The following is a 19,177-nucleotide window of genomic DNA, read 5'->3' as shown; positions in this document are numbered from 1 at the left end:
TGGTGGGCGGTACTTTGTGCGGCGGGCGCTCCGGCCGCCGGGGCGGTCAGGCGGTGAGGTAGACCTTGCGGAGCGTCTTGGTGACGGTCCAGCGGGTGCGGGTTCCGGCGGCGAGTCGCATCAGGGTGTGCGGGGAGAGTGCTGCAGTTGACTCTGTGGTGCCGTCTTCGGCCAGGAATTCCACGGTTGCGTTCCCGGAGAGGACCAGGAACACCTCGTCGGCTTCGGTGTCGAACATCCCGCCTTCGGTCATTTCCCAGACACCCAGGTTGACCCCGCCGAAACTGCCCAGCGGGTGCAGGCCGGTGGCCGGGGTTCCGGAGGCTACTGCCTCAGCGGGAACGGGTTCATGCTCCAGATCCAGGGCATCGGGATGGACGGCGGTTCCGGCGGGCAGGGAGATCAGGGTGCTCATGAATCGAACCCCATTCCGACGGCGTCCATGGCCTTCAGCCAGGGACCGCGGCGGCCCTGCCGGCGGTCCGCGCGGACCATGGCGGCGGTAGTGATCTTCACGCCCAGCCAGGCGACGGGCTCGGGCGGGAAGGGAATGGGCTTGCGTTTGACCATCTGAAGTTCCGTTCGTTCGGTTTTCTCGCCGGACAGCAGATCCAGCATGACATTGGCGCCGAAGCGGGTGGCGCCGACGCCAAGGCCGGTGTAGCCGGCTGAGTAGGCGACTTTGCCGCCGTGGGCGGTGCTGAAGAAGGCGAAGAAGCGGCTGCAGGTGTCGATCGCGCCGCCCCAGGCATGGCTGAAGCGGATGTCGGCGAGCTGGGGAAACGTGGCGGCGAAGTGCGCTGCGAGCCGTTCATAGGTTGCCTGCCGGTGTTCGTACTCCGGCTTCATGCTGCGGCCGTAGTTGTACACCGCGTCGTAGCCGCCGAAGAGGATGCGCGCAGCGCCGTCGCGGTCCGTGGTGAGCCGGTAATAGTGGAACCGGTTGTTCAGGTCGCTGAGCCCCTGCCGGTTGTGCCAGCCAATTTCGGACAGCTGCTGGGGAGTCAGCGGCTCCGTCATAAGTGCATAGTCGTAGACCGGCACAGTGAAGAGGCGGGTGCGCTTGAGCAGCGAGGGAAACACGTTGGTGGCCAGCGCCACGCGGGCGGCGGTGACGGTCCCGCCGCCGGTCAGGACGCGGACTTTCCGGCCGGCGTTCTGCAGGTCCCGCACCGGGGTGTTCTCATAGATTTCGACGCCGGCGGCCAGGGCTGCGCGCTGCAGTCCCCAGGCGAGCCGGGCCGGGTTCAGCAGGGCGGTGCTGGTGCGGTCCCAGAGACCGGCGAGGTAAAGCGGGGAGTCAACTTCCTTGCGCACGGCTTCGCGGTCCAGGAACACCAGATCAGGGTTGTCCGCTGCTGCTTCCTCGGCGAGCCAGTCCACCTGGTGTTCTTCGGTCGCCACGGACAGGCTGCCGGTGAGCTCGAAGCCGCAGTCGATGCCGTACCGCTTCACCGTCTCGGCGATCTCGCGCAGGTTCTCCCGTCCCAGCCGGTCCAGCTGCTCGGTTTCGTCCGGCAAATGCTTCTGGCCGTTCGCTTCGCCATGGGTCAGTGAAGCTTCGCAGAAACCGCCGTTGCGTCCCGATGCGGCCCAGGCAACGCGGGACGCTTCCAGCAGCACTACGCGGCGGTTCGGATCCCGCTCTTTGGCCATCAGCGCGGTCCAGAGACCGGTGTAGCCACCGCCGACGACGGCGAGGTCCGCTTCGGTATCCCCGGCGAGTGCGGGCAGTGCCTCAGGCCGCTCCGGATCGTCCAGCCAGTAGGGTTCCCGGGCAGCCCCGGCAAGGGCTTTGGCAGCGCGGGGCCGGCCGTACTGGGATTCGGCGAGGTCGTACACGGTCAGCATGGGGCGGTCCTTGAAAGCATGGCTGCGCCGGCATCGGCGCTGGAACGGATAAAGACAGGTTCGCCGGCCACCAGCACGATCTCCGCCTGCAGAGCAGAGAGATCGGCGGGTGCCAGCTCGAAGGGGTTGGCCGAATGGACTGCCAGGTCGGCAGGTGCACCCGGGGCCAGGGTTCCGCCGCGGGCTCGGTTGAGCCAGGCGGAACCGGAGGTGTAGGCGGCCAGGGCACTTTCCAGGGAAAGCGCCTGGCCGGGCAGCAGCGGCGGGGCGCCGGGATAGTCCGGATGTGCCCGGTTCACCGCAACATGGATGGCCTGCCAGGGATCCGGGGTGGAAACGGGCCAGTCTGATCCCATGGCGAGCCGTGCACCGGCGGCTTGAAGGCTGGCAAACGGGTACTGCCAGGCTGCACGTTCGTCCCCGATCAGGGGAACGGTCAGTTCCCGCATCTGGTCGTCGTTGCAGGCCCAGAGCGCCTGGGCGTTGACGGTGACGTCGAGTTCGGCGAAGCGCGGAACGTCCGCGGGATGGATAATCTGCAGGTGCGCCATATGGTGCCTGCCCGCCGAACCCGGGTTGGCGGCGCGGGCCGCGGCCACGGCGTCGAGCCCGGTGCGGACGGCCCGGTCCCCGATCACGTGCATATGCAGGTCAAACCCGGCCGTATCCAGGGCGGCAGAGACGGCCGTCAGGACCTCGGGGGAGAGGTAGAGCAGGCCGCGCTCGTCAGCGGGGGCGTCGTCGGCGCAGGCACAGGGGCGCAGATAGGGGTCCAGCATGGCGGCGGTGTAGTTTTCCGGAACTCCGTCCACCATGATCTTGGCGCTGACGGTGCTGAACCCGGCGGCTGCGTTGGCGCGGCGGCGTTCGGTGAAGGACTGGACCAGGTCCGGAACTGAATCAACAGTGGTGTCCCGCGGAACCCAGAGCGCTCCGGTGGCCCGCGCTTTCAGCCGGCCGTCGGCCGCCAGGGACCGGTATGCCGCGGAAGCGTCGGGGTAGCCGCCGTAGCTGCCCAGGATCGCTTCCTGCCAGCCGGTGATTCCTGCGGAGAACAGGTGTTCCTGGGCATGGAGAATCCCGTCAGCCATCAGCTCGTCTGTGACTGGGGGCAGGATTCGGGCCACCAGGTCCATGGCGCCTTCGTGCAGGGTGCCGGAGGGGAATCCGTCTTCCCTGCGTTCAATCCGTCCGTCCGCGGGGTCCGGTGTTGACGCGTCGATGCCGGCAAGTTCAAGGGCCCGGGTGTTCACCCAGGCGCTGTGGTGGTCGCGGTTGATCAGGTAGACCGGGCGGTGGGGGACGACGGCGTCGAGCGTGTGCCTGTCCGGATAGCCGCCGGGAAAATCACCTTTGTACCAGCCTCCGCCGGTGACCCACCCTTCGGGGTTCTCCGGCGCTGCGGGGCGCCGGGAGTGCTCGGCGATCCGTTCCAGGCAGGCCTCGGCGCCGCTGAGCTCAGCGAGGTCGCAGCCCAGGCGTTCCACCCCGGCGTAGGCAGCGTGGATGTGGGCGTCGGTGAAGCCGGGGGAGATCAGCCGCCCTGCGAGGTCGATTGTCTGCGTGGCAGGTCCGGCCATGGCACGGAGCTCCGCATCGGTTCCTACGGCTGAGACGACGCCGCCTGAGACGGCCACTGCGGTAGCCCCCGGAACTAGCCGGTGGCCGTCGAAGACCGCACCGGAATGGAAAACCCACTCGATCTGTGGCACAAAAACCTCGTTATTCCACTTTGGTCATTTTCGGACTAGCCCAGCGCTATTCCGGACCCGGCATTTAAATGAATGCCATTCATTGGTCAAGACTGTTCTTATAAAACGGGAGGCCGGCAGGGTTGTCAACGGTGGGTGGGAAGTTGATGGAAGTGTTTACGGGCGCGAAACACCTCCGGTTCCGCACCGGTATCACCGTGCAAAACTTCGGCCGGCGCTGCCGGTCCGGCGGCGGTCCCGGAGGGGGCCCGCCGCCGGACCGGAAGCTGCGGTGAGGCGGCTACTCCGTGTAATCGTCCGCGATTGCCATGACCTCATCGAGGATGCCCAGGCCTGTCCGGGCCTCTTCCTCGGTGATGTTCAGCGGCGGCACCACATGAATGCGGTTGAAGTTCGCGAACGGCAGGAGCCCGCGTTCCTTGCAGGCGGCAATGAGTTCATTCATGGCCGGGCTGGAACCGCCGTACGGTGCCAGCGGTTCGCGGGTTTCACGGTTCTGAACGAACTCGATGGCCCAGAACGCGCCGGTTCCGCGGATCTCGCCGACGCTGGCGTGCTTCTGCGCCAGTTCGGCCAGTCCCGGGCCAAACACTGTTTCTCCCAGCCGGGCGGCGTTCTCCACCATGCCTTCATCGCGCATGGCGTTGATGGTGGCAACGGCTGCAGCACAGGCCAGGGGGTGGCCCGAGTAGGTCAGGCCGCCCGGGTAGGCCGAGCTGGCAAACGTCGCCGCGATCTCGTCGGAGATTGCCACGCCGCCCAGCGGGACGTAGCCGGAGTTCACGCCCTTGGCGAAGGTGAGCAGGTCAGGCTCCACACCCTCGGCGTGCTCCACGGCGAACCACTTGCCGGACCGGCCGAAGCCGGCCATGACCTCGTCGGCAATGAACACGATTCCGTACTTGCGGGTCAGCTCCCGGACACCGGCGAGGTAACCGGGCGGAGGAACCATGATGCCGGCGGTGCCCGGAATGGACTCAAGCACCAGGGCAGCGAACGCGCCGGCACCTTCAAGCAGGATGAGCTGTTCCAGGTGGTCCAGCGCGCGCTGGACTTCCTCTTCCTGCGTGGTGGCGTGGAACTGGCTGCGGTACAGGAACGGAATGTGGAAGTGCACGGTTCCTGAAGTGCCGTAGTCATTGGGGATCCGGCGCGGATCACCCGTGACGTTGACTGCCAGTGCCGTGCCGCCGTGGTAGGAGCGGTAGGCAGAGAGAACCTTGTAGCGGCCGGTGTGCAGGCGTGCCATGCGGATGGCGTGCTCAATGGCGTCGGCGCCGCCGTTGGTGAAAAACACCGTGTCCAGGTTCCCCGGGGTCAGCTCGGAGATCAGGCGTGCGGCTTCGGACCGGGCATCGTTGACGTACTGCGGGGCAACGGTGCACAGCTTGCCGGCCTGCTCCTGGATCGCTGCCACGACCTTGGGATGCTGGTGGCCAATGTTGGTGTTGACCAGCTGGGAGGAGAAGTCCAGCAGTTTGCGGCCCTCTCCATCCCAGACCCAGGACCCTTCAGCACGGGTGATGGTCATCGGGTTGATCTGCTTCTGGGCGGACCAGGAGTGGAACACGTGCTTGCGGTCCAGCTCCCAGGCGCGGCGTCCTGCGGCCAGTTCCTCTTCGGAGACTGCCGGTTCAGCTGTGGTGCTCATGATCGAATCCTTCCTGGGGCTTAGGCGTTCTGCGGGAAGCCGAGGTTCAGGCCGCCGTGGCTGGGGTCGAGCCAGCGGGTGGTGACAACCTTGCCGCGGGTGAAGAAGTGGACGCCCTCGGTGCCGTGTGCGTGGGAATCGCCGAAGAGCGAGTTCTTCCAGCCGCCGAAGGAGTAGTACGCCATGGGTACGGGGATCGGAACGTTGATTCCAACCATGCCCACCTGGACTTCATTCTGGAAGCGGCGGGCGGCGCCGCCGTCGTTGGTGAAGATCGCGGTGCCGTTGCCGTACTGGTTGTCGTTGATCAGGGCCAGCGCTTCGTCGTAGCTTTCGGCGCGGACCACAGAGAGCACGGGGCCGAAGATCTCATCGGTGTAGATGGACATCTCCGGGGTGACGTTGTCGAACAGGGTCGGGCCGAGGAAGAAGCCTTCGCCGTCTGCGTCGGCTTCCACCTTGCGTCCGTCCAGGACAACCGTGGCTCCGGCGGCCTCGCCGGCGTCGATGTAGCTTGCCACCTTGTCGCGGTGGGCGGAGGTGACCAGCGGACCCATGTCGGTGCCGCGCAGGCCGTCGCCGATGCGCAGGGTACGGGTACGCTCGGCGATCTTGGCAACGAGCTCGTCAGCGATCGGTCCGACGGCGACCAGGGCGGAGATTGCCATGCAGCGCTCGCCTGCGGAGCCGAAGCCGGCGTTGACTGCGGCGTCGGCAGCCAGGTCCAGGTCGGCGTCGGGCAGGACAATCATGTGGTTCTTGGCGCCGCCCAGGGCCTGGACGCGCTTTCCGCTGGCAGTGCCTTCGCGGTAGACGTACTCGGCAATCGGGGTGGAGCCCACAAACGAGACGGACTTGATATCCGGGTGGTGCAGCAGGGTGTCCACTGCAACCTTGTCACCGTGGACCACGTTGAACACGCCGTCCGGCAGGCCGGCTTCCTTCCAGAGTTCGGCAACCCAGTTGACCGCAGTCGGGTCCTTTTCGCTGGGCTTGACCACTACGGTGTTGCCGGTGGCAATCGCAACCGGGAAGAACCACATGGGAACCATGGCCGGGAAGTTGAACGGGCTGATGATCGCAGCGGGCCCAACCGGCTGGCGCACGGAGTGCACGTCCACCTTGGTGGAGGCGTTCTCCGTGAAGCCGCCCTTGAGCAGGTGCGGGATGCCGCAGGCGAATTCAACGACTTCCTGGCCGCGGCTGATTTCGCCCAGTGCGTCGTCGAGGACCTTGCCGTGCTCGGCGGTGATGATCGCAGCGAGTTCGGGCTTGCGGGCGTTGAGCAGTTCACGGAAGTTGAAGAGGATCTGCACGCGGCGGGCCAGGGAGGTGTCGCGCCAGGCCGGGAAGGCGGCAGCTGCGGCCGCAACGGCTTCGTTGACGGTTTCCTCGCTGGCCAGGGCAACCTGGGAGGTGGTCTTGCCGGTGGCCGGATTGGTCACGTCGGCGAGGCGGGTGTCTGCCGGTGCCGTGAAGGCGCCGTTGATCCAGTGCTTCGTGGTCTGCACGTTTGCTCCTTGGGCGTAGATGGTGGGACTGGACACCATCTAAGCCCGGAGCGGCAGGCGAGGAACATTGCCAGGTTGTCAGGAAATATTCGGAAATCTTTACGATCTGTCAGGTCAGCGGGTTCGAGTCTGCCTAGACTCCCAGCATGAGCCTGCAGCTGCGCACCGTCCTGGACCTCGACGTCGTCCGTGCCGGGGAGCCGGAGATCCTCACCGGTCACGATTCGCTGGATGTGCCGGTGCGCTGGGTGCACGTTGCCGAGCTGCGCAGCCTCGCTGACCTGCTGGAGGGCGGGGAACTGGTGCTCACCACCGGTCTGGCGTTTGGCGAATCGGCGGACCAGGCAGCGGAGTACCTCTCGGGTCTGCAGGCCGCCGGGGTGGCCGGCGTGGTTGTCGAGATCCCTGCGGACCGCCCGGAGGCAGCCGCGGCGCTGGCAGCCGGTGCGCAGCGCGCGCTGGAAGCTGGTTCGCCCGGACTTCCCGTGATCCGCCTGCACCGGACCGTGAGGTTTGTGGAAGTCACCGAAGTGGTGCACCGCAGGATTGTCGCCAGCCAGCTCGAACAGGTTGAAAAAGCACGTCAGGTGCATGAAGTCTTCACCATGCTGAGCCTGGAAAGCGCCGGGGTGCAGGAAATTGTGGACCGTACCGCCGCGCTGCTGAATGCTCCCGTGGTGCTGGAGGACAACTCCCACCTGGTGGTGGCGTTCGCCGCCGCAGGGCTGCCGGCCCAGGACCTGCTGCGGGACTGGCAGCGGCGCTCCCGGGCAGTTCGCGGCTACCGGGAAACCAAAGTTGCCGGAGACGAGCGCTGGCTGCAGACCCCGGTGGGCCTGGGCAGCGCGCAGTGGGGCCGGCTTGTGCTCCCCGGTGTCCCGGACGCGGCCGTGGCCGAAGCGGCCATGGTCCTGGAGCGTGCGGGCCAGGCGTTGTCCATCAACCGCCTTGCCGAACGGGACCAGGCGGGACTGGCCCAGCAGGCGCAGGCCGGCCTGATTCATGAGCTGCGCGGGTCCCGGTCACAGGACGACGACGAGGCGCTGACCCGGGCATCGGCGCTGGGGCTGAAGCCATCCCCGGCCTACCTGCCGCTGGTGCTGCATCTGGATTCAGGCTCCGGGAAGGATCCGATGTCCATGCAGCGCAGGGAACGTGCCCTGCTGGAAATGCTTGACGCCGTGCTGGCAGCGACCCGGAACAGTGCGCTCGCGGCCGCGCTGCAGACCGGGCAGGTGGCAGTGCTGCTGGCACTGCCGGCGCGGATGCTGGAGGACAGCCTGCTGGAGCGGATCTGCGGTGACCTTGCGGCGCGCACTTCTGCGGCTGCGGGAGAGCTGCGCTGGACCGCTGGAGTAGGCCGCGCCCGGTCACGCCTGTCCGACGCCGCTGCCGGACTGGATGAGGCCGCGCATGTGGCGCAGACGGCCGGCACACTGGCGGCCGGCGCCAACCGGTACTTCCGGTCCACCGATGTCCGGCTGCGCGGACTCCTGGCCCTGCTGCGGGAAGACCCGCGGGCGGTCTCCTTCGCCGAAGCGGAGCTGCGCGGGATTGAGGCTGCCGAAGACCTGGTGCTTCTGCAGCGCTTCCTGGAGTGCGGCGGCAACAAGACCGCGCTGGCTCGCAGCGGCTACCTCAGCCGTCCCACGCTCTACGCCCGGCTGCAGAAGCTTGAGTCCCGGCTGGGGGTTTCGCTGGATGATCCCGAGTCCCGCACGTCCCTGCACGTTGCGGTGCTGCTGCGCCAGCTGCAGTCGCTGACTCCGGCGGGCTAGCCGGCCCGAAGCCGTATCAGCCAAACGAGTAAAGGTGCAGGACGGGGTGTGTGCCGTCCGGTCCGGTCCAGCTCGCCCGAACGGTGCCGAACCGGGTCCAGCCATGCTTTTCGTAAAGCCGGATGGCTGAATCGCTGCCGTCCAGCACGTCAAGCACCAGGGAAACGCCGGCTTCGTCCGCGTACTTCTCCACCGCGGTGAGCAGTGCTGCCCCGGCACCCGTACCCCGTGCGCCGTCGCCCACAAAGAACCGCGTGATACTCAGGGCACCATCGCTGACTGCGGGTCCGTCCGGTGTGAGCGCTATATGGCCGACGGCCCGGCCGCCGATTTCGGCAACCCACGCCGGGCCTCCGGACGGGGCACAAATCCAGGCCCAGGAAACGTTGCCCGGCCGCAGGGGATAGCGGTCCCGAAGGTGCACTTCGCGCAGCCGGGGGAGAAGGTCGGCAGCATCGCCCTCACGGCGTTCACGGATTCGCACACGTGGAGCGTAGCGCAGGAGAGACTGCAGCGTCCTTAGCGCCCGGAGACGAGGTCCGCCCCCTTGGCGATGGGCGACGTCGTGCTCCGGCCATTGCGTTCGGCGCGGTCGGCAGCGTAGTACGCGGCATACATAGCCTTCACCGCGATCCAGCGCAGCGGTTCGGGTTCCCACCGGCGGACCTTCCGGTTGACCCACGGCATCCGGGTGAGTTCGCTGCCGGGCTCCAGGATCAGGTCCCGCAGCGTGCGCGCGGCAAGGTTCGTGGCAGCCACACCGGTGCCCACGTACCCGCCGGCCCAGCCCAGGCCGGTCTTTGGGTCCAGGCCCACGGTGGCTTTCCAATCCCGCGGAACGCCCAGGACACCGGCCCAGGCGTGTTCGATCCGGGCGTCGGCCGCTGCGGGGAACATGTCCTGCAGCAGCGCCGTGAGGCTGGCGATGGTCTCCGGCTGGGTGGCGCCGTCAGTATCGGTGCGGGAACCGAAGCGGTAGGGCACACCCCGCCCGCCCAGGGCAATGCGGCCGTCGGCGGTGCGCTGGGCATACATGTAGGCGTGGGCCATGTCCGCGACGGTTTCCATTGAATCCCAGCCGATCTGCTGCCAGACCGAGTCCGGCAGCGGCTCGGTGGCAATCATGGACGAGTTCATCGGCAGCCATTCGCGGTGGTGGCCGCGCAGGTTCGCGGTGAAGCCCTCGGTAGCGCGGAGCACATACTTCGCACTAACAGTTCCGCGGTCAGTGACTGCGCGGCCGGGCTGGATATCAGTCACAGTGGTTCCCTCATATATGGGAACACCAAGACGTTCGACGGCGGCAGCCAGCCCGCGCACCAGGCGGGCGGGGTGGATGCGGGCGCAGTGCGGGTGGTGGATGCTGCCCAGCGCACCGGCAACGTGGATCCGCCCGGCGGTTTCGGCGGCGTCGAGCAGGCGGGTTCCGGCCTCGGGCCACGCTGCTTCCTCTTTCGCCCAGGCACGCAGCCGGCCCAGCTGGGCCTCGTTGCGGGCAACGTTGAGTTCACCGCCCTTGGCCACCGCAGCGTCGATGCCTTCAGCCGCGGCAGCTGCGATGACTTCGTCCACGGTTTCGTTAAGCAGTTCCTGGAACCGGCCCACCACGGCGCGGCCGTGCGACTTCACGTACTGGCTGCGGCCGCCCGTGATCGAGTTGGTCAGCCAGCCGCCGTTGCGTCCGGAGGCACCGAACCCCGCGAAACGGGATTCGAGCACCACCACGGACAGCTCCGGCCGGGCCTTCTTCAGGTAATAAGCGGTCCACAGCCCCGTGTAACCGGCGCCCACGACGGCGACGTCCGCCTCGCGGTCCCCGTCCAGTCCGGGACGCGGATCCGGAAGGCCGGTGTCCGCGTACCAGAAGGAGACGTTTCCGTTCACCGGGGCTGTGGAAATGCTCATCAGAGGTGGTTCAGCCCTTCCGTGAGGACGGAGCGGAGGATCGATTCGATCTGGTCGAATTCGGGCTGGCCGATGGTCAGCGGCGGCGCGAGCTGGATGACGGGGTCTCCGCGGTCGTCGGCCCGGCAGTAGAGGCCGGCGTCGTACAGTGCCGTGGAAATGTATCCGCGCAGCAGGCGCTCGGACTCGTCTGCGGAGAAGGTCTCCTTGGTTGCCTTGTCCTTGACCAGTTCGATGCCGTAGAAGTAGCCCTCGCCGCGGACGTCGCCCACGATCGGCAGGTCCTTCAGCTTCTCCAGCGTCGCGCGGAAAGCCGGGGCGTTGGTCTTCACCCGGTTGTTGAGGTCCTCAGCTTCGAAGATGTCCAGGTTCGCCATGGCGACGGCGGCGGAGACGGGGTGCCCGCCGAAGGTGTAGCCGTGGTAGAACGTGGTGTCGCCCTTGGCGAACGGTTCGAACAGCCGGTCCGAGGCGATCATCGCGCCCAGCGGCGCGTAACCGCTGGTGATGCCCTTGGCACACGTGATGATGTCCGGGACGTAGTCGAAGTCGGTGGAGGCGAACATGGAACCGACGCGGCCAAAGGCACAGATCGTTTCATCCGAGACCAGCAGGACATCGTACTGGTCGCAGATTTCGCGCACGCGCTTGAAGTAGCCGGGGGGCGGCGGGAAGCAGCCGCCGGAGTTCTGCACCGGCTCCAGGAAAACGGCGGCGACGGTGTCCGGGCCTTCGAATTCAATGGCCTCGCCGATGCGATCGGCGGCCCAGCGGCCGAAGGCCTCCGGATCTTCAAGTCCTTCCGGTGCCCGGTACTGGTTGGTGTTCGGCACGCGGAAGGCACCGGGGACCAGCGGTTCGAAGGCGGACTTCATGTCCGGGATGCCCGTGATGGACAGGGCGCCCTGCGGAGTGCCGTGGTAGGCGACGGCACGGGAAATGACCTTGTGCTTGGTGGGCCGGCCGGTGAGCTTGAAGTACTGCTTGGCCAGTTTCCAGGCGGACTCGACGGAGTCGCCGCCGCCGCTGGTGAAGAAGACGCGGTTCAGGTCGCCCGGGGCCTCTGCAGCGAGGCGCTCGGCCAGGTCGATGGCCGGCGGGTGGGCGTAGGACCACAGCGGCATAAAGCTCAGTTCGCGGGCCTGGCGGGCGGCGGCCTCGGCCAGTTCTTCGCGGCCGTGGCCAACCTGCACGGTGAAGAGTCCGGCCAGGCCGTCGATCAGTTCGTGGCCGCGGTCGTCATAAATGTGGTGGCCCTTGCCGCGCGTAATAATCGGTACATTTCCGCCGGCGGCGATTCCGGAGTGGCGGGCCATGTGCATCCACAGGTTCCTGCGGGCTGCCTCCTGGCGGTCCGTTCCGCGCGGCGTTGTTGAGGAAGGCTGGACAGTTGTTTCGGTCATCTGGTGCCCCAGTTGTAGGCCTGCTTGCGCAGGGAGAGGTACATAAAGGTCTCGGTGGTGGAAACTCCGGGAATGCTGCGGAACCGGTTGACCAGCAGCATCAGGTCCTGGTCGTTTTCACACACCACTTCGGCCAGCAGATCGAACGAGCCGGCGGTGACAACGCAGTAGTCCACCTGATCAATGGCTGAGATCCGGTCGGCTACCGCCAGGACGTCATCGTTTACGCGGATGCCCAGCATCGCCTGCCGCGGGAAGCCCAGCTGCAGGGGATCGGTCACCGCGACGATCTGCATGACGCCGCTGTCTGTCAGTTTTTGGACCCGCTGGCGTACGGCTGCTTCGGAGAGGCCAACGGCCTTTCCGATCGCGGCGTAGGAACGGCGTCCGTCCTCCTGAAGCTGCTCAATGATCGCCTTGGAGATGTCGTCGACGGAATGGTTCGCAGAAGCGGATTCCATGGTTTGCGCCACCTCCAGGTGCGGATTCGAGAGCTCAGACTGCGTGAGTGTTAGCAATTGAATCTTTTATTTCGTGCGAAATCAAGGCTTTTCGATACTGAAAGCGTGCTGATCTTTGGCATATTCATTTGGAAACCGTTGTGTAACAAAACTTTTACAACGAAAACCTTGTCCCAACGGATTTCGGTCTGGCACTATCAATCATCAACACCCGTCCGCAGTGCAAGTAGTGCCAGCAAGGAGCCCCTTATGTCGAAGCGCCCCGTGAATGATCCGATGCTACGGAGTATCGTCAACGCCCAGCTCTCCCGGCGGAAGCTGCTCATGGGGGCCGGCGGACTCTCGCTTGCCGGCATGCTCGCGGCCTGCGGCACGGGCGGAGGAACCGGAGGCGGTGCCTCCTCGAAGCCGAGCGCGGCAGCTGATGTGTCAGACACAGACAAGATCGTTAACTGGGCCAACTGGACCCTCTACCTGGACTACGACGACTCCTCCCGGACCTATCCTTCGCTGGATGCCTTCAGCGAGGCCACCGGAATCAAGGCCAACTACTCCGAGGACGTGGACGGCAACGATTCCTATTTCGGAAAGGTGCAGGGCCAGCTCTCCGCAGGCCAGGACATTGGACAGGACATTGTCACGCTCACTGACTGGATGGCCGGCCGCCTGATCCGCCTCGGCTACACCCAGGAACTGAACCTCGCCAACATCCCCAACTCCAAGAACCTGCTCCCGAGCCTGAAGAACGTGGACTTCGACCCCGGACGCAAGCACTCCCTGACCTGGCAGTCCGGCTTCGGCGGCATTGTCTGGAACAAGGAAGCCTTCCCGAAGGGCCTGAAGTCCGTCTCCGACCTCTGGCAGCCCGAGCTCAAGGGCCGGGTCGAGGTCCTCGACGAAATGCTGGACACCATGGGCCTGCTCATGATGGACAACGGCGTGGACATTACCGGAGATTGGGGCGAGGACGAGTTCGAGAACGCCCTGGACGTCCTCTCTAAGCAGATCGCCGACGGACAGATCCGCCAGGTCAAGGGCAACTCCTACAAGGAAGACCTGATCTCCGGGGACGCACTGGCTGTCATCGGCTGGTCGGGCGACATCACCCAGCTGAACTTCGAAGAAGGCGACAAGTGGGAATTCGCCATCCCCGAAGCCGGCGGCACCCTCTGGTCTGACAACCTCCTGGTCCCCATCGGAGCCACCCACAAGACCAACGCCGAGAAGCTCATGGACTACTACTACGACCCGGTGAACGCTGCCACGGTCGCTGCGTACGTGAACTACATCTGCCCCGTTGAAGGCGCCCGCGAGGCCATGGAAGCCATTGATCCGGAACTCGTGGACAACCCGCTGATCTTCCCGACCGATGAGTACCTGGCCAACGCCCACGTCATTCGGACGCTGACCCCGGACGAAGAGACCGACTACAACGACCGCTTCCAGACCGCGATCGGAAACTAGGCACCATGAGCACCACCGAACTTTCCCGGGACCCCGGCGCAGCAACGGGCACAGGCGCAGACCTTGTCCTCACCGGCGTCACCAAGCGCTTCACCGAATTCACGGCCGTGGACAACCTGGACCTGGTTATCCCCTCCGGATCCTTCTTCGCCCTGCTCGGCCCCTCGGGCTGCGGCAAGACCACCACGCTGCGGATGATTGCCGGCCTGGAACAGCCCACGGCCGGCACCATCTCCATTGGCGGCAAGGACATCACGGGCACCAGCCCGTACCAGCGTCCGGTCAATACGGTTTTCCAGAACTACGCGCTGTTCCCGCACATGAGCGTGCTGGACAACGTTGCATTCGGGTTGAAGCGGCGGAAGATCCGCGACGCCGAAGCCCAGGCCAAAGCCGCGCTGGAACTGGTGGAGCTGGCCCATCTGGCCGCCCGCCGGCCGGCGCAGCTTTCCGGCGGCCAGCAGCAGCGCGTTGCCCTTGCCCGCGCCGTCGTCAACCGGCCCGCCGTGCTGCTCCTCGATGAGCCGCTAGGCGCACTGGACATGAAACTGCGCCGTCAAATGCAGGTTGAACTGAAGAAGATCCAGACCGAAGTCGGTTTGACCTTCGTCCACGTCACCCACGACCAGGAGGAGGCCATGACCATGGCCGACACCGTGGCCGTGATGAACCACGGCCAGGTTGAGCAGATGGGCCCGCCGCAGGAACTGTACGAACTTCCGCGAACCGCTTTTGTCGCGAACTTCCTGGGCAAGTCCAACCTCATGCCTGCCACGGTTGCCGGTGACGCGGGGCAGTACCTGCAGATCGACGTCGCGGGCAACTCCCTGACCCTGCTCAAGGACCGCGCCACTGATCACACGGGCAAGATCCTGGTGGGCATCCGCCCGGAGAAGCTGCGGATGGAAGCCGACACGGCTGCTGCCGCACCCGGTTCCATCCGCGGCGTGGTGCTTGATGCTTCCTTCACCGGGGCCAGCACCGAATACCTGGTTGACGCCGAGGGGATCGGCACCGTTGGTGTCTTCTCCCAGAATCACGGCGGAGCCCTCTTCAATGACGGTGACCGGGTGCGTCTGGCCTGGGATCCCGAACACGCCTTTGGCCTCAGCGGAAGCGAGGACCGGGAGGCCGGCGCCGGAGAGGACGGCCTCTAATGGCGCTCCTCACCGCGGGCAAGGCCACCGGCACCGGGCCCAGCGCCGCGGAAGACGAGGCCAGCAAACGCCGCGGCCGGATCGGCTACCTGCTGATCCTTCCCGGGTTCATCTTCCTGCTGCTGTTCTTCGCCATGCCGGTGCTTTCGCTGCTGGCCACCTCGCTGTACATCAAGCCTGAAGGGGCCGACGTCGGGCAGTTCGTTCCGGCGCTTGAATTCGGCAACTATGTGGTGGTGCTGCAGAACTACTGGCCGGCGGTGCTCCGCTCGTTCGGGTTTGCGCTGATCGCCACGGTTGCCGCGCTGGCCATCGGCTATCCGATGGCCTACCTGGTGGCCGTGCGGCTGCGGGAGAGGAAGCTGCTCAAGGGCATCCTGCTGGTCCTCATCATCGCGCCGTTCTTCACCAGTTTTATCCTGCGCACCCAAGCCTGGAAGCAGATCCTGGCGGACGAAGGGCCTGTGGTCTCCGTACTCCGGGCAGTGTCCCTGCTGCCCGAGGACGGCCGGCTCACTGCTACGGCATTCGCCGTGATCTGCGGCCTGACGTACAACTTCCTGCCCTTTATGACCCTGCCCATCTACGCCAACCTGGAACGCCTGGACACCCGGCTCATCGAGGCCGGCGGCGATCTTTATGCGAACGGTTTCACCACCTTCCGCAAAATCACCTTCCCGCTGTCCCTGCCGGGCGTTATGGCCGGAACCCTGCTGACCTTCATTCCGGCCACCGGCGACTACGTGAACGCTGCGCTGCTGGGCAACAACCAGAACACCACCATGATCGGCCAGGTCATCGATTCCCGGTTCTTCCGGGTAGTCGACTACCCGGGCGCTTCGGCCCTGTCCTTCCTGCTGATGCTCGCGATCCTGTTCCTGGTGATCCTGTACGTGCGGCGTTTTGGCACCAAAGAACTGATGTAAGGAACCACAGATGAAACAGAAACTAGGCCGCTGGCTTGTGCCGGTGTTCGGAGGACTGGCCTTCCTTTTCCTCCTGGTTCCAATCGTTTACGTTTTCGCGTTCTCTTTCAACGACGCCGGACGCACCAACCTGAGCTGGCGCGGCTTCACGCTGGACAACTGGAAGAACCCCTGCGGTGCCCCGGGTGTCTGTGAGGCGCTGGGCAACAGCCTGCAGGTGGGACTGGCGGCAACGGTGATCTCCACGGCGCTGGGCACGGCAATCGCCGTCGGGCTGGTCCGCTACCGGTTCAAGTTCAACGCAACCGCCAACATGCTGATCTTCCTGCCGCTTGCCACCCCCGAGGTGGTGCTCGGTGCCTCGCTGCTGGCACAGTTCCTGAACATCGGAGCCGAGCTGGGCATGGGCACCGTGATCATTGCCCACTCCATCTTCTGCATCTCCTTTGTGGTGGTGACGGTCAAGGCCCGTGTGGCGAGTCTGGACCCGAAGCTGGAGGAAGCGGCCGGGGATCTCTACGCCTCACCGATCCAGGCCTTCTGGCGGGTCACGTTCCCGCTGCTGCTGCCGGGCATCGTGGCCGCTGCACTGCTGGCCTTTGCCATGAGTTTTGATGACTTCATCATCACCAACTTCAACTCAGGCAACCTGGACACGTTCCCGAAGTTCATTTACGTCGCAGCGACCAGGGGTATCCCGGCGCAGGCGAACGTGATCGGCTCGGCCATGTTCATCATTTCCCTCCTGGTGGTCATCGGCGGCCAGGTCCTGGCGCACCGCCGGGCCAAGATGCTGGCGGCCCGTTAGGGAACCGTCAGCTGCAATCGAAGAGGCACCGCGGTGAATACCGCGGTGCCTCTTGCCTTGTCCTGGCGTCCCTCATGCCAGCAGCTCCCTTAGCCGGCGGGCGTTATGCACCGCTGCGCCGCCGCCGTCGTTGTTGAAATAGGCATAAACATCGCGGCCGCCGGCCTGCCATTCGCGGATCCGCTCAGCCCACCACTGCAGGTCCTGCTCCGGATAGGACCCGGCATAGAGGGTGTGCTGATCCGGCCCGTGCAGGCGCACGTAGACGAAGTCCGCAGTGGCTTCCAGGATGCAGGGCAGCTGCGCGCCGCTCATCACGCAGTACGCGGCGTTGTGCCGGGCCAGCAGGGCATAGACCTCCGGGTTGTTCCAGCTCTCGTGCCGGAATTCAACGCTCACCCGGATTGACTCCGGAAGCGCGGTCAGCACGGCGTCGAGCCGGGCGTCGTCGCGTTCAAAGTCCGGCGGCAGCTGGAGCAGCAGCACACCGGCCCGGGAACCGAGTTCCTCCCAGCAGCGGCTAATCCGGCCAATCCAGATCTCCGGGTCGCGCAGCTTGCGGGCATGCGTCAGTCCCCGCGGAGCCTTGACCGAGAACTTGAAACCTTCCGGCAGCCGGTCCCGGTAGCGGGCAAAGGCCTCCTCCCGTGGCCAGCGGTAGAAACTGCCGTTGAACTCCACGGTGTCGAACTGCCCGGCATAAAACTCCAGCCACCTGGCAGCCGGCACACCCGCGGGATACAGCTCATGGCGCCAGTCGCTGTAGGTCCACCCGGACGTTCCGATGCGCAGCCGTCCCATTCGTTCCCCTTTCTGTCCGGACCAACGTACCCCCGCACCCGGAAAACCGCCGGGCAGCGTACCCAGACGCGGCAGGTGGGCGGCAGACTGGAAACGGAGCCCTGTATTAACCGGAAGAACCCGGGGAAAGGACCCGCCATGGAAAAGCCCGAACAAGAGCCTGAAGTGCCTGAGCCGTCATCCGGTTCAAGGCGGGGAATCTACCTTCGGATGGTCCGCGATTTCCGGGCACAGCCCGGCGCGGTGTACAACGCCTGGACGGACCTCGCCCACGTCACCGACTGGTGCGGGCCGGAGGGCTTTATCGTCCCGGAGGACCGGGTGCGCATGGACAGCAGGGAGGGCGGCCGGTACCAGGCCTGCATGGTGAACACCATCACGGGGGATGAGCTGTGGTGGGGCGGCACCCTGGAACGGCTGGACCCGCCGGACCACCTGTCGATGACCCAGCAGTGGGAGCAACCGGACGGCAGGCCGGCCAGCAACACCACGCTGATTACCGTGGATCTGGAACCGCACGACGGCGGGACGCAGATGTCTTTTGTGCAGGGTCCCTTTCCGAATACTGGGGACAGGGACGGCCACGAAACGGGCTGGAACTCGTCCTTTTCCCGGCTCGCGGACTACCTGGCCCGCCGGGCCTGAAATAACCCCGGGGGTCAGTGGGTTGTACTGCTAAGCCCACCCAGTGCAACGAAAGGCCCGCGTTCCATGACGTACCCGCTTTCCATCCTCGACTTCGCCTCCATTGAAGAGGGCGGAACCGCAGCAGACTCCTTCCGGGAAAGCCTGGCTCTGGCCCAACACGCTGAAAAGCTGGGTTACCGCCGCGTCTGGTACGCGGAGCATCACAACATGCCCACCATCGCCTCCTCGGCGACGAGCGTGCTGATCTCCTTCATCGGAGCCAACACGTCCACCATCCGGCTCGGCGCCGGCGGGATTATGCTGCCCAACCACGCCCCGCTGACCATTGCCGAGCAGTTCGGCACGCTGGAGTCCCTGTATCCGGGACGGATCGATCTTGGCCTCGGCCGTGCTCCGGGCAGCGACCAGAAGACGATGCGTGCCCTGCGCCGGGATCCCATGTCTGCTGACAGCTTCCCGCGTGACGTGCAGGAGCTGCAGGGCTACCTCACCGGCAACAGCCTGATTCCCGGCATCGACGCGATTCCCGGCAAGGGCACCAACGTGCCCCTGTACATCCTGGGGTCCTCGCTCTTCGGTGCCCGCCTGGCCGCCGCCCTGGGTCTGCCGTACTCCTTCGCCTCCCACTTCGCCCCGCAGGCGCTGCAGGACGCCGTCGCGCTCTACCGGCGTGAGTTCCAGCCGTCCGAACAGCTAGCCGAGCCGTACGTCATTGCCGGCGTCAACGCCCTCGCTGCCCCCACCACCGAGGAAGCAAACGCAATCTTCCAGCAGTCCCAGCGCCGCCGGGTCACTCAGCTGCTGGGTAAGGACCGCACCTACACGGATGAGGAAGCGGACCTGGTGCTTGACTCCCCGGCCGGGCAGCACATCAAGATGATGGGCCACTACTCCGCCGTCGGAACGCCGGCCGAAGTCCGCTCCTACCTGGACTGGTTCGCCGAACATGCCGCGGCTGACGAGCTGATCGTGGCCACCCATGCGCAGACTCTGGAGCAGCGCCTGCGTTCGTTCACCCTGCTGGCCGAAGCCGCCGAGCTGATCTCCCCCTAACTCGGCTTCCACCTCCCCCTCTCCCTAACGGAGCGGCGGGCGTCCGGT

Annotated in this window: 17 protein-coding genes; 7 read left to right on the top strand and 10 right to left on the bottom strand. The window is 65.8% G+C overall.

Annotated elements, in window-relative coordinates; genetic code table 11:
* Positions 1-46 precede the first annotated feature (46 nt).
* The 5 genes from ACWGQ2_RS01730 to ACWGQ2_RS01710 all read right to left on the bottom strand — a co-directional run bounded on the left by ACWGQ2_RS01730 (position 47) and on the right by ACWGQ2_RS01710 (position 6,725).
* Positions 47-415 (bottom strand): cupin domain-containing protein, encoded by a 369-nt coding sequence (locus ACWGQ2_RS01730; RefSeq protein ID WP_452013705.1) that lies wholly within the window; start codon positions 413-415, stop codon positions 47-49.
* Positions 412-1,851, bottom strand: a complete 1,440-nt coding sequence (locus ACWGQ2_RS01725) for an NAD(P)/FAD-dependent oxidoreductase (RefSeq protein ID WP_452013703.1) — start codon at positions 1,849-1,851, stop codon at positions 412-414. Before ACWGQ2_RS01725 ends, ACWGQ2_RS01730 begins: the two co-directional genes overlap by 4 nt.
* On the bottom strand, positions 1,845-3,563 hold the full coding sequence (locus ACWGQ2_RS01720) for an amidohydrolase (RefSeq protein WP_452013701.1): 1,719 nt from the start codon (positions 3,561-3,563) through the stop codon (positions 1,845-1,847). Before ACWGQ2_RS01720 ends, ACWGQ2_RS01725 begins: the two co-directional genes overlap by 7 nt.
* 280 nt (positions 3,564-3,843) lie before the next feature.
* The gene (locus ACWGQ2_RS01715; protein ID WP_452013699.1) at positions 3,844-5,214 is read right to left on the bottom strand and encodes an aminotransferase class III-fold pyridoxal phosphate-dependent enzyme; all 1,371 of its coding nucleotides are present in this window, start codon (positions 5,212-5,214) and stop codon (positions 3,844-3,846) included.
* Between the two features lie 20 nt (positions 5,215-5,234).
* Positions 5,235-6,725: a CoA-acylating methylmalonate-semialdehyde dehydrogenase gene (locus ACWGQ2_RS01710; RefSeq protein WP_452013697.1), complete on the bottom strand. Its 1,491-nt coding sequence runs from the start codon at positions 6,723-6,725 to the stop codon at positions 5,235-5,237.
* Positions 6,726-6,871: 146 nt separating this feature from the next.
* On the opposite strand from ACWGQ2_RS01710, the gene ACWGQ2_RS01705 reads away from it, so the two are divergent.
* Positions 6,872-8,503, top strand: coding sequence for a PucR family transcriptional regulator (locus ACWGQ2_RS01705; protein ID WP_452013695.1), 1,632 nt, complete (start codon positions 6,872-6,874; stop codon positions 8,501-8,503).
* A gap of 16 nt (positions 8,504-8,519) precedes the next feature.
* Here ACWGQ2_RS01705 and ACWGQ2_RS01700 read toward each other — a convergent pair whose 3' ends face one another.
* Genes ACWGQ2_RS01700 through ACWGQ2_RS01685 form a run of 4 tightly spaced genes read right to left on the bottom strand, consistent with a single transcriptional unit; the run spans position 8,520 to position 12,272 of the window.
* Complete coding sequence (locus ACWGQ2_RS01700; RefSeq protein ID WP_452013693.1) at positions 8,520-8,987, bottom strand: N-acetyltransferase family protein; 468 nt, start codon at positions 8,985-8,987, stop codon at positions 8,520-8,522.
* Between the two features lie 35 nt (positions 8,988-9,022).
* Entirely contained in the window at positions 9,023-10,408 is a 1,386-nt protein-coding gene (locus ACWGQ2_RS01695) for an NAD(P)/FAD-dependent oxidoreductase (protein WP_452013691.1), read from the bottom strand.
* Positions 10,408-11,811 carry an aspartate aminotransferase family protein gene (locus ACWGQ2_RS01690; RefSeq protein WP_452013689.1) on the bottom strand — a complete coding sequence of 468 codons (1,404 nt, stop codon included), beginning with the start codon at positions 11,809-11,811 and terminating at the stop codon, positions 10,408-10,410. Before ACWGQ2_RS01690 ends, ACWGQ2_RS01695 begins: the two co-directional genes overlap by 1 nt.
* Positions 11,808-12,272 carry an Lrp/AsnC family transcriptional regulator gene (locus ACWGQ2_RS01685; RefSeq protein WP_452013687.1) on the bottom strand — a complete coding sequence of 155 codons (465 nt, stop codon included), beginning with the start codon at positions 12,270-12,272 and terminating at the stop codon, positions 11,808-11,810. The genes ACWGQ2_RS01690 and ACWGQ2_RS01685 overlap by 4 nt, the downstream gene beginning before the upstream one ends.
* Positions 12,273-12,521: 249 nt before the next feature.
* On the opposite strand from ACWGQ2_RS01685, the gene ACWGQ2_RS01680 reads away from it, so the two are divergent.
* Genes ACWGQ2_RS01680 through ACWGQ2_RS01665 form a run of 4 tightly spaced genes read left to right on the top strand, consistent with a single transcriptional unit; the run spans position 12,522 to position 16,627 of the window.
* On the top strand, positions 12,522-13,736 hold the full coding sequence (locus tag ACWGQ2_RS01680; protein WP_452013685.1) for an ABC transporter substrate-binding protein: 1,215 nt from the start codon (positions 12,522-12,524) through the stop codon (positions 13,734-13,736).
* Between the two features lie 5 nt (positions 13,737-13,741).
* Positions 13,742-14,893, top strand: coding sequence for an ABC transporter ATP-binding protein (locus ACWGQ2_RS01675; protein WP_452013683.1), 1,152 nt, complete (start codon positions 13,742-13,744; stop codon positions 14,891-14,893).
* Positions 14,893-15,819, top strand: coding sequence for an ABC transporter permease (locus tag ACWGQ2_RS01670; protein ID WP_452013681.1), 927 nt, complete (start codon positions 14,893-14,895; stop codon positions 15,817-15,819). The genes ACWGQ2_RS01675 and ACWGQ2_RS01670 overlap by 1 nt, the downstream gene beginning before the upstream one ends.
* Before the next feature lie 10 nt (positions 15,820-15,829).
* Positions 15,830-16,627, top strand: a complete 798-nt coding sequence (locus ACWGQ2_RS01665; protein WP_452013679.1) for an ABC transporter permease — start codon at positions 15,830-15,832, stop codon at positions 16,625-16,627.
* 72 nt (positions 16,628-16,699) lie between these two features.
* On the opposite strand, the gene ACWGQ2_RS01660 is transcribed toward ACWGQ2_RS01665, so the two are convergent.
* Complete coding sequence (locus ACWGQ2_RS01660) at positions 16,700-17,428, bottom strand: DUF72 domain-containing protein (RefSeq protein WP_452013677.1); 729 nt, start codon at positions 17,426-17,428, stop codon at positions 16,700-16,702.
* A 138-nt stretch (positions 17,429-17,566) separates the two neighbouring features.
* Between ACWGQ2_RS01660 and ACWGQ2_RS01655 the strand changes: the two genes are divergently transcribed.
* Both ACWGQ2_RS01655 and ACWGQ2_RS01650 read left to right on the top strand, forming a co-directional pair.
* Complete coding sequence (locus ACWGQ2_RS01655) at positions 17,567-18,073, top strand: SRPBCC family protein (RefSeq protein ID WP_452013675.1); 507 nt, start codon at positions 17,567-17,569, stop codon at positions 18,071-18,073.
* 66 nt (positions 18,074-18,139) lie between these two features.
* Positions 18,140-19,129 carry an LLM class flavin-dependent oxidoreductase gene (locus ACWGQ2_RS01650; protein ID WP_452013673.1) on the top strand — a complete coding sequence of 330 codons (990 nt, stop codon included), beginning with the start codon at positions 18,140-18,142 and terminating at the stop codon, positions 19,127-19,129.
* Positions 19,130-19,177 lie beyond the last annotated feature (48 nt).

The organism is Arthrobacter sp. NPDC055585 (assembly GCF_053619115.1).
This window is presented reverse-complemented; position numbering and strand designations above follow the sequence as displayed.

What these genes read in the sequence shown, in the direction of transcription:
- ACWGQ2_RS01730 (WP_452013705.1), bottom strand. Translation starts at nt 415, where the DNA reads ATGAGCACCCTGATCTCCCTGCCCGCCGGAACCGCCGTCCATCCCGAT.
- ACWGQ2_RS01725 (WP_452013703.1), bottom strand. Translation starts at nt 1,851, where the DNA reads ATGCTGACCGTGTACGACCTCGCCGAATCCCAGTACGGCCGGCCCCGC.
- ACWGQ2_RS01715 (WP_452013699.1), bottom strand. Translation starts at nt 5,214, where the DNA reads ATGAGCACCACAGCTGAACCGGCAGTCTCCGAAGAGGAACTGGCCGCA.
- ACWGQ2_RS01705 (WP_452013695.1), top strand. Translation starts at nt 6,872, where the DNA reads ATGAGCCTGCAGCTGCGCACCGTCCTGGACCTCGACGTCGTCCGTGCC.
- ACWGQ2_RS01695 (WP_452013691.1), bottom strand. Translation starts at nt 10,408, where the DNA reads ATGAGCATTTCCACAGCCCCGGTGAACGGAAACGTCTCCTTCTGGTAC.
- ACWGQ2_RS01690 (WP_452013689.1), bottom strand. Translation starts at nt 11,811, where the DNA reads ATGACCGAAACAACTGTCCAGCCTTCCTCAACAACGCCGCGCGGAACG.
- ACWGQ2_RS01685 (WP_452013687.1), bottom strand. Translation starts at nt 12,272, where the DNA reads ATGGAATCCGCTTCTGCGAACCATTCCGTCGACGACATCTCCAAGGCG.
- ACWGQ2_RS01680 (WP_452013685.1), top strand. Translation starts at nt 12,522, where the DNA reads ATGTCGAAGCGCCCCGTGAATGATCCGATGCTACGGAGTATCGTCAAC.
- ACWGQ2_RS01675 (WP_452013683.1), top strand. Translation starts at nt 13,742, where the DNA reads ATGAGCACCACCGAACTTTCCCGGGACCCCGGCGCAGCAACGGGCACA.
- ACWGQ2_RS01670 (WP_452013681.1), top strand. Translation starts at nt 14,893, where the DNA reads ATGGCGCTCCTCACCGCGGGCAAGGCCACCGGCACCGGGCCCAGCGCC.
- ACWGQ2_RS01665 (WP_452013679.1), top strand. Translation starts at nt 15,830, where the DNA reads ATGAAACAGAAACTAGGCCGCTGGCTTGTGCCGGTGTTCGGAGGACTG.
- ACWGQ2_RS01660 (WP_452013677.1), bottom strand. Translation starts at nt 17,428, where the DNA reads ATGGGACGGCTGCGCATCGGAACGTCCGGGTGGACCTACAGCGACTGG.
- ACWGQ2_RS01655 (WP_452013675.1), top strand. Translation starts at nt 17,567, where the DNA reads ATGGAAAAGCCCGAACAAGAGCCTGAAGTGCCTGAGCCGTCATCCGGT.
- ACWGQ2_RS01650 (WP_452013673.1), top strand. Translation starts at nt 18,140, where the DNA reads ATGACGTACCCGCTTTCCATCCTCGACTTCGCCTCCATTGAAGAGGGC.